This is a genomic window from Luteibacter sp. UNCMF331Sha3.1 (assembly GCF_900109915.1).
Taxonomy (GTDB): domain Bacteria; phylum Pseudomonadota; class Gammaproteobacteria; order Xanthomonadales; family Rhodanobacteraceae; genus Luteibacter.
In genome coordinates this window covers 141,630-153,927 of record NZ_FOBU01000003.1, presented here as the reverse complement: position 1 = coordinate 153,927, position 12,298 = coordinate 141,630, and the positions used below count along the sequence as shown (strand labels likewise).

The following is a 12,298-nucleotide window of genomic DNA, read 5'->3' as shown; positions in this document are numbered from 1 at the left end:
CCAAAGTTAGCTAAATCGATCCAAATGCGGGCGTGTTACACGTAAACGATTACGCGGGCGTCGTACAACTGGTGCGGCGCAATACCTCGTGGTAGCTTTCGCCGCATGGCACAAACCCTACGCATCATTAAGAAGTATCCGAACCGGCGTCTCTACGACACGGAAATCTCGAGCTACATCACGCTGGAGGAAGTCCGCCAGCTGGTCCTCGACGGGGAAACTTTCGAGGTCCGTGACGCCAAGTCCGGTGAAGATCTGACCCGTTCCGTGCTGCTGCAGATCATCGCCGAGCACGAGGAACACGGGCAGCCGATGCTCTCGCCACAGTTGCTCTCGCACATCATCCGTTTCTATGGCGATTCGCTCCAGGGCTTCATGGGGCCGTATCTGGAGCGCAGTCTGCAGGTCTTTCTCGACCAGCAGCAGCAGTTCCGCAACCAGCTGAACAGTCTGATGGGCCAGACCCCCTGGTCGATGCTCAACGAAATGACCGAGCGCAACCTCGACGTGTGGAAATCCATGCAACGCGGGTTCCTCGATGCCGCCACGGCCAAGCCAGCGGAGCCGGTGCGACCCGCGCCGCGCACGGGCAAGAAGGCCAGTTGACCTCGTCCGGCCGCCGCGGGCTTGCCCCCGGCGGCGCTGCGGCGCACGATGCGCTGCCCCGCAATATCGCGCACGGACTTTAGGCCTCCATGCCCCGTAACGACATCGCCGTAGTCGGCGCCGGACTGGTCGGCGCCCTCGTCGCCACCCTCCTCACCCAGCGCGGCTTCCGCGTGACGGTTTACGAACGGCGTTCCGATCCCCGGCGTGCCGGGTTCGAAGGCGGGCGATCCATCAACCTCGCGCTCGCCGAACGCGGTCTCCACGCGCTGCGCGCCACCGGTCTGGCCGAAAAGGTGCTCGAACAGGCGGTGATGATGCGCGGCCGGATGGTCCACGACCCGGCCGGCCACAGCGGACTGCAACGCTACGGTGTCGACGATTCCGAAGTAATCTGGTCCGTCTCGCGTGGCGGGCTCAACACCCTGATGCTCGACGCCGCCGAAGCCGCGGGCGCGACGATCCATTTCGATCAGGGCCTCGTCGGCGCGGATTTCGACGCCGGGACCCTGACGCTGGGCGCGCCCGATGGCACGCGACGCACGGTCGCCGCGCCGGTGGTGATCGGTGCCGACGGCGCCGGATCGGCCCTTCGCGCGGCGATGCATGCGCATGCTCCGCTCGGCGAACGCGTGGAGGAACTGGGCCACGGCTACAAGGAGCTCGAAATTCCGCCGGGCACCGATCCGGCGGCACCGTTCGCGATCGAGCGCAACGCGCTGCACATCTGGCCGCGCGGCCACTACATGTCCATCGCGCTGCCCAATCGCGAGGGCAGTTTCACGGTCACGCTGTTCCTGCCGAACGACGGCCCGCATCCCAGCTTCCGCACCATCGCGGGCGTCGGTGCCGCCGAGGCCTTCTTCCGCGCCGATTTCCCCGACGCGCTCGCACTCATGCCCGACTTCGCGGCGGACTGGGCAGCGCATCCGGTCGGTACGCTGGGTACCCTGTACCTCGATCGCTGGCACATCGACGGGCGCGCGCTGCTCATCGGCGACGCGGCGCACGCGATCGTGCCGTTCCACGGGCAGGGCATGAACTGCGGTTTCGAAGACGCGGCGGAACTCGCCGGGTTGTTCGCCGCGACGCCCGACGATCCGGCCGCCGTCTTCGCCGCGTTCGAAGCGACGCGCAAGCCCAACGCGGATGCGATCGCGAAGATGGCGCTCGAGAACTACGTGGAGATGCGCGACTCCGTCGCCGATCCGCACTACCTGCGCAAGCGCGAACTGGGCGCGCTGCTCGCCGAGCGCTCGCCGACGCATTACCTGCCGCGCTATCGCATGGTCACGTTCACCCACCTGCCCTATGCGTACGCCCTCCAGCGAGGCCAGGCGCAGGACACCCTGCTCGAACAGCTGCTGAAGGGGCACGACTCGGTGGCATCGGTCGACCTCGACGTGGCGGTCCGCACGCTGGAAGCCACCCTGCCGCCACTTCCCCTGTAGGGGCGGACGAGGCACCAGAGCCCGTTCGCGTCATCGTCCGGGGCTGCGCGCACCACGACGACCGTCCGCGGCGGGTCGAAGTCCCGCGCGTCATAGACAACCGCGCGGCACCCCGCAACAATCGGCGGATGTCTTCGCTCCCTTCACCGTCGATCCTCCTCGAAGCCCGCGCGCTGGGTTTTTCGCGCCAGGACGAACGGGTGTTCGGCCCGGTCGATTTCGACCTGCGGGCCGGCGACATCGCGCTCGTCGAGGGCGACAACGGCAGCGGCAAGACGACGCTCATGCGCGTGCTGACCGGCATGCTGCGTGCCGGAGAAGGCGACGTGCTGTTCGCCGGCCAGCCGTTCTCGCTGACGACCATGGGCGGCGCCATCGTGTTCCTTGGGCATCACCTGGGGCTGAAGTCCGACCTGACCGCCCGCGAGAACCTCGACGTGAGCGCGGGCCTGTACGGCGTGCGCGACGGCACGAGCCCCATGGAGGCACTGCGCGTCGTGGGCCTCGGTGGCTTCGAGGACGAACCCGTCCGCCGCCTCTCGGCCGGCCAGAAGAAACGGGCGGCCCTCGCCCGGCTCCTGCTGCTGCCCGCACGGGTATGGCTGCTGGACGAGCCATACGCCAATCTCGACCGCGAGGGCATCGCCCTCGTGAACCAGTTGCTCGACGGGCATGCGGCGCGTGGCGGCGCGGCACTGGTGACCAGCCACGGCGCCGTGAGCTTCGCCGGGGGCGAGCCTCGCCGCATCCGGTTGCACGCATGATTCCCGGCAGCACGGCATCCGCCTGCGCGGCAGTGCTTCAGCGCGATCTCACCCTGGCGTGGCGCCGTCGCGGCGATATCGCCATGCCGGTGCTCTACGCGCTGATCGTCACCACGCTGTTCCCCTTCGCCGTGGGCCCCGAGCCGGCCCTGCTCGCCCGCATTGCCGGGGGCGTGGTGTTCGTCACCGTGCTGCTGGCCGTGCTGCTGTCGCTCGATCAGCTGTTCCGCGCGGACATCGAGGACGGCTCCATGGAACAGCTGATGCTCGCGCCGCAGCCGCTCGCGCTGCTGGTCGGCATGAAGGTGCTGGCGCACTGGATCACGTCGGCCCTGCCCCTGATCGTGGTCGCGCCGCTGCTCGCGAGCATGCTGAGACTGCCCGCCGCCGCGATGCCCGCGCTGCTGCTGGCGCTGGCCATCGCCACGCCGCTGCTCAGCCTGCTCGGTGCCGTGCTCGTCGCGCTGACGGCGGGGTCGAGGCGCTCTGGTATGCTTCTGGCGCTCATGTTGCTGCCGTTGTGCGTACCGGTCGTGATCTTCGCCGCCGGGGCCGTGGCTGCCGCGCAGGAAGGGCTGCCGTGGCTCGCGCCGATCGCCTGGCTTGGCGCGGGGCTCGTCATGGCCGTCGTCCTTGCGCCGCTCGCCAGCGCCGCCGCCCTGCGCATCGCGATGGAGTCCTGACCCGTACCGTGATGAGGATCGATGGCTAACTGGGTTCCGCTCTGGCTTCACCGCCTCGGCTCACCGCCGGTGTTCTACCGCTTCGCGGGCGCCGTGCGCCCGTGGGCGCTCGGACTCGCGCTCGCGCTCGGCGCGGTGGCGCTTTATGCCGGCCTCTTCGTCGCACCCGCCGATTACCAGCAGGGCGACGCGTACCGCATCATCTTCATCCACGTGCCCAGCGCCTGGATGAGCCTCTTCATTTACGGCGCTATGACGCTCGCCGCGTTCGTCGGACTGGTGTGGCGGATCAAGATCGCGGAAGTGGTGGCCATGGAATCCGCGCCGGTCGGCGCCGCGTTCACCTTCATCACGCTGGCGACCGGATCGCTCTGGGGCAAGCCGATGTGGGGCACGTGGTGGACGTGGGACGCCCGCCTCACCTCGGAGCTGGTGCTGCTCTTCATCTACCTCGGCATTGTCGGCCTCTATCATTCTTTCGAGGATCGCCGGCAGGGCGCGCGCGCGGCATGCTTCCTCGTGCTGGTCGGCGCGGTGAACGTGCCGATCGTCCATTTCTCGGTGAACTGGTGGAACACGTTGCACCAGGGCTCCACCGTCCGTCTCGTCGGGCCCTCGCACATCGAGGCCAGCATGCTCTGGCCCCTGCTGACCATGATGGCCGCCACCAAGCTCTATTACATCGCCAGCCTGTTCGCCCGCGTGCGTGCCGACCTCATCGCCTCCGAAGGCGGCAAGGCATGGGTGCGCGAACTGCTGACCCGCGAGGAAGGCGCCGCATGAACCTCGCCATGGGCGCGTACGGTTTCTACGTGTGGACCGCCGTCGCCGTCTTTCTCATCGTCCTCCTGATCGACACGCTGGCGCCGCTCGCCAGGCGCCGCCGGAACCTGCGCGAACTGCGCGCACGGATCGCGCGCCAGGAAAACCGCCGCCGGCCCGGAACACCTTCGAGTCATGAATCCCACCCGTAAACGCCGTCTCGCCATCGTCATTTCCGTTCTGGTCGCCGCCGTCGTGGCGGTCGGCCTGATCGTGTTCGCCCTGCAGCGGAACATGAGCTACCTGTTCACCCCCAGCCAGGTGCAGGAAGGCCAGGCCACGCAGTACCCGACCTTCCGCCTCGGCGGCATGGTGAAGTCCGGTTCCATCCAGCGAGCCGCCGACACGCTTAAGGTGAGCTTCATCGTCGTCGACGACGGCGGCGCCATGCCGGTGGAATACACCGGCATCCTTCCGGACCTCTTCCGCGACAACCAGTCGGTGATCGCGACGGGCCGCATGGACAGCGGGCGCTTCATCGCCAGCGAAGTGCTCGCCAAGCACGACGAGAACTACATGCCGAAGGAACTGAAGGACGCGATGGCCAAGGCGCACGAAAACCGCAAGATCGAAGACACGGCCACGCAGGACGCCGGCAAGTGATTCCCGAACTCGGCCAGTTCGCACTCGTCCTCGCCCTGCTGCTCGCGATCGCGCAGGGCGTGCTTCCGATCGTCGGCGCATGGCGCGGCAATGCCGCCCTGATGGCCGTGGCACGACCCGCGGCCGCCGGCCAGGGCGTGTTCGTGTTCGCCGCCATGGCGGTCCTGATCTACGCGTTCCTGTCGTTCGATTTCTCGGTCGCGTACGTCGCCGACAACTCCAACCTCGCCCTGCCCTGGTACTACCGCGTCACCGCCGTGTGGGGGGCGCACGAGGGGTCGATGCTGCTCTGGGTGACGATCCTCAACGTGTGGTCGGTCGCGCTGGCCGCGCTCAGCCGACACCTGCCGCAGGCGTTCGTCGCACGCGTGCTCGGCGTGCTCGGGCTGATCGGCGTGGGCTTCATCGCCTTCATCCTGTTCACGTCGAATCCGTTCATGCGCGAACTGCCCATGCCCGTCGACGGCGGCGATCTCAATCCCGTGCTGCAGGACCCGGGCATGACGTTCCACCCGCCCGTGCTCTACATGGGTTACGTCGGGTTCTCCGTCGCCTTCGCGTTCTCGATCGCCGCGCTGCTCGGCGGCGAAATGGAGCAGGCGTGGGTGCGCTGGGCGCGTCCATGGACGAACGTGGCATGGGCCTTCCTCACCCTCGGCATCGTCGCCGGCAGCTGGTGGGCCTACGCCGAGCTGGGCTGGGGCGGCTGGTGGTTCTGGGATCCCGTCGAGAACGCGTCGTTCATGCCTTGGCTGGTCGGTGTGGCGCTGATCCATGCCCAAGCGGTGACGGAGAAGCGAGGCTCGCTGCCCGCGTGGACCGTGCTGCTTTCGCTGTTCGCCTTTTCGCTGTCGCTGCTCGGCACGTTCCTCGTGCGCTCGGGCGTGCTGACGTCGGTGCACGCCTTCGCGTCCGATCCGCGTCGCGGTCTGTACATCCTCGGCTTCCTCGTGATCGTGATCGGCGGCTCGCTGCTGCTGTACGCGATCCGCGCGCCGAAGGTCGCCACGGGCAAGCCGTTCGCGCCGCTGTCGCGCGAGACGGGCATCATGGTCGCGAACCTGCTGTTCACCACGGCGGCCGCGATGGTGTTGCTGGGCACGCTGTTTCCGCTGATCGGCGATGCGCTGAACCTCGGCCGCGTGTCCGTGGGCCCGCCCTACTTCGGCTTCCTCTTCGTGCTGCTGATGGCACCGGCGGTGCTCCTGCTGCCGTTCGGTCCCTATCTGCGCTGGGGCCGCGCCGAAGGACGCCAGCTGACGTCGATGGCGCTGCGGGCCGGCGTCGCCGCCGTCATCTGCGCGATCGTCGCCGCGTTCTTCGTCCAGGGCCATCTGCGAGCCATCGCCGGCGTGGCGGGTGCGGTGTGGGTCGGCGCGGGCACGCTCGCCTATGTGATCAAGCGCTGGCGCGAGATGCCGCGCGGCCGCCGCTATCCGGCCGAGATGGCCGGCATGCTGGTCGCGCACGCGGGCGTCGCGATCTTCCTCATCGGCGTGATGCTGTCCGAATCGCTGAGCATCGAGCGCGACGTGCGCCTCGCGCCCGGCGCGAGCGCAACCATCGGCGGCTACGACTTCCGCTTCGACGGCGTCGCGGAAACCGAAGGCCCCAACTGGCGCGCCGACGAGGGCACGGTGACGATCCTGCGCGACGGCGCCACGGTCGGCACGATGCATCCGCAAAAACGCACCTACTCGCGCGGACAGGTGCAGACCGAATCCGCCATCGACGCCGGACTGTTCCGCGACATCTACGTCGCGCTGGGCGAGCCGATGGACGCGAACGACGTCCAGGGCGCCTGGGCACTGCGCCTCTATCACAAGCCGTTCGTGCGGTGGATCTGGCTGGGCGGTCTCTTCATGATGGCCGGCGGTCTCTTCGCCGCCGCCGAGCGGCGGTTCCGGGCAAAGAAAACGCCCGCTGCGGCCGCCGTCGACGCCGAGCCGAAGGGATCGCTCGCATGAGCCGGCTTCTTCCGCTCTTCGGTTTCCTGCTGCTCGTGGCGCTCTTCGGCTTCGGCATCTGGTGGAACACCGGCCACGATCCGCACGACATCGCGTCGCCGTTGATCGATCAGCCGGCGCCGGCGTTCGCGCTCCCCGTGCTCGGCGAGCCGGAGCGCACGATCGACAAGGCGTCGCTGCTCGGCAGACCGTATCTCCTGAACGTCTTCGCCAGCTGGTGCATCGAGTGCGTGCACGAGCATCCGATACTGATGACCCGCGCGAAAGAGCTCGGTGTTCCGCTCGTCGGCTTCAACTACAAGGACGAGCCGGCCGACGCCACCGCATGGCTCGCAAAACACGGCAATCCCTTCGACACGATCGTCGCCGACCGCGATGGTCGTGCCGGCATCGACTTCGGGGTGTACGCCGCGCCGGAAACCTTCCTGATCGATGCGAAAGGCGTGATCCGCTACAAGCGCATCGGCCCGATCACGCCCGACGTGCTCGACAACGAAATCCGCCCGGCCATCGCCGCGCTGGCTAAGGAATCGCCATGATGCGCCATGCGCTGCTCTGGCTCGCGCTGTGCCTGATTCCGGCGACCGCAATCGCGCAGGCGATCCAGCCGCTGCCGTTTCGCGACCGTGCGGAGGAAGTCCGCTTCCAGAGGCTCAGCGCCGAGTTGCGCTGCCCGATGTGCCAGAACGAAACGCTCGCCGATTCCAACGCACCGATCGCGCACGACCTGCGCCGCCAGGTGTTCGAAATGATGCAGGCGGGCAAGAGCGACGACGAGATCAAGGCGTACCTCGTAGCCCGCTATTCGCAGTTCGTGCTTTACCAGCCGCCGGTGGAACCGTCCACGTGGCTGCTGTGGTTCGGCCCGGCCGTCCTGCTCGTCGTCGGCGGCGTCGTCGTCGCGGTGCAGGTACGTCGCCGTGCGCGACAGGCTCCCGCCGCTCCGCCGGCCAACGATACCGGGGACGACTGGTGACCACCGTGTTCTATCTCGCCGCGTCCGCGATGCTCGCGTTCGCGCTCGCCCTGCTGCTCGTACCGCTCGTCCGCCAGGGGCGTCGCGACGGACGGTCGCGGGGCGTCTTCGCGCTCGCCGTCGTGGTGGCCCTCGCACTGCCCACCGGCAGCGCCGCGCTCTACATGCTGGTGGGCACGCCGGCGACGCTGGGCGGCGTCGAAGCGCCGAAACCGATGTCGCTCGATCAGGGGATCGAAGCCTTGCTTGCCCACCTCAAGGCATCGCCCGACGATCCGGAAGGCTGGATGCTGCTCGGCCAGGCTTACGCCATGGGCAAGCGGCCCGCCGAAGCGCGCGATGCCTACGGCCACGTGCTGACGCTGCTTCCGGACAACGTCGCCGCCATGGTCGGCTGGGCCGAAGCCGACTCGCTCGCCCGCGACGACCATCGCATCGACGGCCGCGCGCTCGACTTGCTGGAGCGCGCCGCATCGCTCGAGCCGGCCAACCAGCGCGCCCTCTGGCTGCTCGGGATCGCGCAATTCCAGAAAGAACGCTACCCGGATGCGATCGCCACCTGGCAACGCCTGCAGCCGCTGCTCGATCCGGACTCCAACGTGGCCCACGCCGTCGCGAAGCAGATCGCGGTCGCGCAGGCGCGCGTCGCGGCCGGGCCCGGAAATGCCGCCACGGGTAACATGGGCGGCACCCGTTGAAGGAGCGCTCCATGGGCGACGCCCGCCGTTACCACCCGCTTTCGTCGCCGTTCCGCATGAAGCGCGGCGGCGAGCTCCACGGCGCACGGGTCGCCTACGAAACCTGGGGCACGCTCACGCCCGCGCGCGACAACGCGATCCTCATCCTCACGGGCCTCTCGCCCAGCGCGCACGCGGCATCGAATGCGGAAGACCCGACGCCGGGCTGGTGGGAGGACATGATCGGCCCCGGTCGCGCCTTCGACACCGACCGCTTCTTCGTCATCTGCGTCAACTCGCTCGGCAGCGACAAGGGCTCCACCTGCCCCGCGTCGCCCGATCCCGCGACGGGCGCACCGTATCGCCTGACCTTCCCCGAGCTGTCGCTCGAGGACGTCGCCAACGCCGCCTGGGAAGCCGTCACCGGCATGGGCATCGCCCAGCTCGCCTGCCTCGTCGGCTGCTCGATGGGCGGCATGGGTGCGCTCGCCTACATGCTCCTGCACCCCGGTGCCGCCCGGACGCACATCAGCGTCGACACGGCGCCGCAGGCCCAGCCGTTCGCCATCGCCATCCGCTCCCTGCAGCGCGAAGCCATCCGTCTCGACCCCCACTGGAAGGGAGGCCAGTACGAGGGCGACGAGTGGCCGGAACACGGCATGGGGATCGCGCGCAAGCTGGGCGTCATCACCTATCGTTCCGCGATGGAATGGAAGGGCCGTTTCGCCCGCATCCGCCTCGACGCGGACGAACGCGACGCATCGTCACCGTTCGGCTTCGAATTCCAGGTCGAGTCGTACCTCGAAGCCCACGCCAGGCGCTTCAACCGACAGTTCGACCCGAACAGCTACCTCTACCTCTCGCGAGCCAGCGACTGGTTCGACGTGGCCGAGTACGGCGATGGCGACGTGATGCGCGGGCTGGCGCGCATCCGGGTCGAGAAAGCCCTGGTCATCGGCGTCAGCACCGACATCCTGTTCCCGCTGGAGCAGCAGGAAACCATCGCGATGGGCCTGGAGGCGGCGGGCGCCGCCGTCGAATTCGTGGCGCTGGACTCGCCGCAGGGCCACGACGCCTTCCTGGTCGACATCGAGAACTACAGCCGCGCCATCGGGGGCTTCCTCAAGTCGGTATGACACGGGGTTTGCTATGATCGGGGGCGAAACGGGCCCCCACGCATTCCCCTCGAGGTTCCATCCCATGATCACGGTCGAGTTCACGGGCAGCGACAAGCTCATCGAAGCCATCAACACCGCGGTGGCCCAACCCACGACGCCCGCCGTCACGGACTCGCTGCGCAACGCGCTGTGCCGCCTCATCCGCTCGCAGGAGGTGAAACTTCCCGACTGCGTCATGGAGACCGCCGGCGACCACTACGCGCGCCGCGAGCTCTATCGCAGCGACGAGCACGGCTACAGCGTGGTCGCCATGACCTGGGGGCCCGGCCAGGGCACCCTGATCCACGATCACTGCGGCATGTGGTGCGTCGAGGGCGTCTGGAACGGCGCGCTCGAGATCGTCCAGTACGAGCTCCTCGACCACGAGGCCGACCGCTACCACTTCCGCCCCGTCGGCTCCATCCAGGCCGGCCCCGGCTCTGCCGGAAGCCTGATCCCGCCCCACGAATACCACACCATCCGCAATCCGAGCGAAGACGCCGTGGCCGTCAGCCTGCACATCTACTCGGGTCGCATGACCCAGTGCGCCGTCTTCAACCCACAGGGCGACGACTGGTACGAAAAGACCGACCGCAAGCTGGGCCTCGACCAGGTCCACTGATTCCCGCATAATCGCGGGCCCCATGCCGAAATGGCGGAACCGGTAGACGCGGCGGACTCAAAATCCGTTTGTAGAGATACAGTGTGGGTTCGAGTCCCACTTTCGGCACCAGTGGTAAACGTCGCGAATGCGCAAGTCATTCGTGGCGTTCCGAGAACCCGCCCCCGAGGCGGGTTTTTCATGTCTGGCACGTTGCCTGCGATTGGCAAGGTCATTGCATCCGAATCGCAGGTGGGGTCTGCGGCGTAAGAATTCTGGCGCATGTGCCGGAAGCGACCAGACGACGTGCTGACGTGTCAGTCCGCCCACTACGAACAAGGGGGGGGTGGAAATCGCGACCATGGGTAACGGAATCGTAGCCGCACATTCGTCCGCTCCGGTGGGCGTGCCTGATATTCAGACGGTGTCCTCGGATAGCGGGGCCCGCACCGCGTCACGCGTCGAAAGCGGCCTGACGGAAAGTGCCGTTGTCCTCCTGCGCGAAGAGCTCGAGCGCGCCGGAGCGACCGCCGCTCTTCAGGCGGATCCCGAGTTGGCCGCCCGGCTGCACGGCATTTATGGGCTTCTTCTGATGGCGCGACGCATGGCCGCCGTCGACCGGCTACGGCCTGTGGTGTGAAGGCACGGGGTAAGGTGCGGAGGAATGATGTCGTCGCTACAATCGCTCCGCCACGTGCCATGCCGGACACTCGCCGCGCATGTAATGGAACAGGGAACTTCATGATGAAGTCGATGTATTTCGCGGCGGCCGCCGCGATGATGGTGTCGTCGGTCGCTACCGCCGATCCCGTGGATGGTGCATTTCTCTCTACGAACGTCGGTCACGGGAACAGCAGCTCGCGAGGCGACGGCAACGCCTACGGGGTGCTGGGCGGGTATCGCTGGGCGTCGACGTCGTCGCTCTCGCTCGGGATCGAGGGCGGGTTGATGGATCTGGGTCGGCAGGACCATGAAGTCCATAACCGCCCCCTCCTCAATGGGCCGCATGTCTACTATTCGACGACGCGCTTCAGGACCACACAAAAGGCGCTGTTGCTCGGCGTGAACGGACGCTGGGAGTTTGCCGAGCAGTATTTCGTGACCGCCCATGGCGGGGTGGCTCGCTATCGGCAAGGGATCCGGACGAAGGACTTTTTCGCCGTGGATAACGGGCCTGCCGATGTCTATACGCATCGATATCGGCTCTACGACACGAACTACTACGCAGGTGCAGGATTCGGCTTCAACTTTTCGCCGCAGGTTAGCCTCGCCCTCACCTACGACCACTACGTCGCCCGCTACCGCCTTTATTCGTTCACCGACAAGGTCGATACCAATGTCTGGGGCGCGTCCGTCGAGTATCGTTTCTGATCGTCGGCGATATTATCGGGCCGACAACGACACCCTCCTCTTTTCGCGGGCGGGTCTGTCGTTGGCCGGCACCGGTTGGCGCTCGCCGGCTTTCATGAGCCGGCGGCGGCAACCGCTGCGGGCGTCGACATCTCGGCTGTGACCGTGAGGGTGACGCCGATGGTGGCGTCACGCGCGCCGTCTTTGTTGCCGCCGACCTCGAGTGTGGCTTCTCTGCCGGGCCATGCCACGACAACCGGTTCCGCACGGAGCGTCCATTCGCGGGCCGGTCGTTCGAAGATCATGAGGTGGACTGCTACGGTACCGGACTGGGTACCGGGCGCGACCGACAGCGCGACACGTACGGCGTCCTTCTCCGGCCCGCCAGGCGGTGTCATGGTGAGGTCTGCGATCTTATCGGCCGCGACGCGGACGCTCGGCCTGGCGACCACCACCCCTCCGCGCAACACGCTCATGTCGACCTTGTAGAGGTCGGCGGCGTGTACCGATGCGCACACGGTGAAGAGGGCAAACGCCGCAGGTATGTGTCTGAGCACGAGCACCTCCCGTTCAGCGTTCCGAGTAAGCCATCTTCGAGGCACTGTACGGCCCGAACGCCGGGCGCGATGTGCCAGCGATCA

General features: G+C 67.5%; 16 protein-coding genes and 1 tRNA gene. 16 read left to right on the top strand and 1 reads right to left on the bottom strand.

The genetic code is table 11. From position 1 onward, the window contains the following. Positions 1 to 105 precede the first annotated feature (105 nt). The 16 genes from phaR to BMX32_RS16270 all read left to right on the top strand — a co-directional run bounded on the left by phaR (position 106) and on the right by BMX32_RS16270 (position 11,678). Positions 106 to 606, top strand: a complete 501-nt coding sequence (gene phaR, locus BMX32_RS16345) for a polyhydroxyalkanoate synthesis repressor PhaR (RefSeq protein WP_089980739.1) — start codon at positions 106 to 108, stop codon at positions 604 to 606. An 89-nt stretch (positions 607 to 695) separates the two neighbouring features. Then, on the top strand, positions 696 to 2,057 hold the full coding sequence (locus BMX32_RS16340; protein WP_089980737.1) for an FAD-dependent oxidoreductase: 1,362 nt from the start codon (positions 696 to 698) through the stop codon (positions 2,055 to 2,057). A 128-nt stretch (positions 2,058 to 2,185) separates the two neighbouring features. Further along, the gene (ccmA, locus tag BMX32_RS16335; RefSeq protein ID WP_089980731.1) at positions 2,186 to 2,821 is read left to right on the top strand and encodes a cytochrome c biogenesis heme-transporting ATPase CcmA; all 636 of its coding nucleotides are present in this window, start codon (positions 2,186 to 2,188) and stop codon (positions 2,819 to 2,821) included. Continuing rightward, positions 2,818 to 3,504 carry a heme exporter protein CcmB gene (gene ccmB / locus BMX32_RS16330; RefSeq protein ID WP_089980730.1) on the top strand — a complete coding sequence of 229 codons (687 nt, stop codon included), beginning with the start codon at positions 2,818 to 2,820 and terminating at the stop codon, positions 3,502 to 3,504. Before ccmA ends, ccmB begins: the two co-directional genes overlap by 4 nt. 21 nt (positions 3,505 to 3,525) lie before the next feature. Continuing rightward, positions 3,526 to 4,287, top strand: a complete 762-nt coding sequence (locus BMX32_RS16325) for a heme ABC transporter permease (protein ID WP_089980729.1) — start codon at positions 3,526 to 3,528, stop codon at positions 4,285 to 4,287. Beyond that, positions 4,284 to 4,478 carry a heme exporter protein CcmD gene (gene ccmD / locus BMX32_RS16320; RefSeq protein ID WP_089980728.1) on the top strand — a complete coding sequence of 65 codons (195 nt, stop codon included), beginning with the start codon at positions 4,284 to 4,286 and terminating at the stop codon, positions 4,476 to 4,478. The genes BMX32_RS16325 and ccmD overlap by 4 nt, the downstream gene beginning before the upstream one ends. Then, positions 4,462 to 4,929, top strand: coding sequence for a cytochrome c maturation protein CcmE (ccmE, locus tag BMX32_RS16315; protein ID WP_089980727.1), 468 nt, complete (start codon positions 4,462 to 4,464; stop codon positions 4,927 to 4,929). The genes ccmD and ccmE overlap by 17 nt, the downstream gene beginning before the upstream one ends. After that, positions 4,926 to 6,896 (top strand): heme lyase CcmF/NrfE family subunit, encoded by a 1,971-nt coding sequence (locus BMX32_RS16310; RefSeq protein WP_089980726.1) that lies wholly within the window; start codon positions 4,926 to 4,928, stop codon positions 6,894 to 6,896. The genes ccmE and BMX32_RS16310 overlap by 4 nt, the downstream gene beginning before the upstream one ends. Further along, entirely contained in the window at positions 6,893 to 7,435 is a 543-nt protein-coding gene (locus BMX32_RS16305) for a DsbE family thiol:disulfide interchange protein (protein ID WP_089980725.1), read from the top strand. The genes BMX32_RS16310 and BMX32_RS16305 overlap by 4 nt, the downstream gene beginning before the upstream one ends. Continuing rightward, a complete protein-coding gene (locus BMX32_RS16300) occupies positions 7,432 to 7,872 on the top strand; it encodes a cytochrome c-type biogenesis protein (RefSeq protein ID WP_089980723.1) in 441 nt (146 codons plus the stop codon). The genes BMX32_RS16305 and BMX32_RS16300 overlap by 4 nt, the downstream gene beginning before the upstream one ends. Then, positions 7,869 to 8,570 carry a tetratricopeptide repeat protein gene (locus tag BMX32_RS16295; protein WP_089980721.1) on the top strand — a complete coding sequence of 234 codons (702 nt, stop codon included), beginning with the start codon at positions 7,869 to 7,871 and terminating at the stop codon, positions 8,568 to 8,570. The genes BMX32_RS16300 and BMX32_RS16295 overlap by 4 nt, the downstream gene beginning before the upstream one ends. An 11-nt stretch (positions 8,571 to 8,581) precedes the next feature. After that, positions 8,582 to 9,685 carry a homoserine O-acetyltransferase MetX gene (locus BMX32_RS16290; RefSeq protein ID WP_089980719.1) on the top strand — a complete coding sequence of 368 codons (1,104 nt, stop codon included), beginning with the start codon at positions 8,582 to 8,584 and terminating at the stop codon, positions 9,683 to 9,685. A gap of 64 nt (positions 9,686 to 9,749) precedes the next feature. Continuing rightward, positions 9,750 to 10,328 (top strand): cysteine dioxygenase family protein, encoded by a 579-nt coding sequence (locus tag BMX32_RS16285; protein WP_089980717.1) that lies wholly within the window; start codon positions 9,750 to 9,752, stop codon positions 10,326 to 10,328. Between the two features lie 24 nt (positions 10,329 to 10,352). Further along, a tRNA-Leu gene (locus BMX32_RS16280) sits at positions 10,353 to 10,439 on the top strand. Positions 10,440 to 10,653: 214 nt separating this feature from the next. Then, positions 10,654 to 10,947 carry a hypothetical protein gene (locus BMX32_RS16275; protein ID WP_139206768.1) on the top strand — a complete coding sequence of 98 codons (294 nt, stop codon included), beginning with the start codon at positions 10,654 to 10,656 and terminating at the stop codon, positions 10,945 to 10,947. Between the two features lie 101 nt (positions 10,948 to 11,048). Continuing rightward, complete coding sequence (locus BMX32_RS16270) at positions 11,049 to 11,678, top strand: outer membrane beta-barrel protein (protein ID WP_170843711.1); 630 nt, start codon at positions 11,049 to 11,051, stop codon at positions 11,676 to 11,678. Positions 11,679 to 11,770: 92 nt separating this feature from the next. Here BMX32_RS16270 and BMX32_RS16265 read toward each other — a convergent pair whose 3' ends face one another. Next, complete coding sequence (locus BMX32_RS16265; protein WP_089980712.1) at positions 11,771 to 12,214, bottom strand: hypothetical protein; 444 nt, start codon at positions 12,212 to 12,214, stop codon at positions 11,771 to 11,773. Between the last annotated feature and the right edge of the window lie 84 nt (positions 12,215 to 12,298).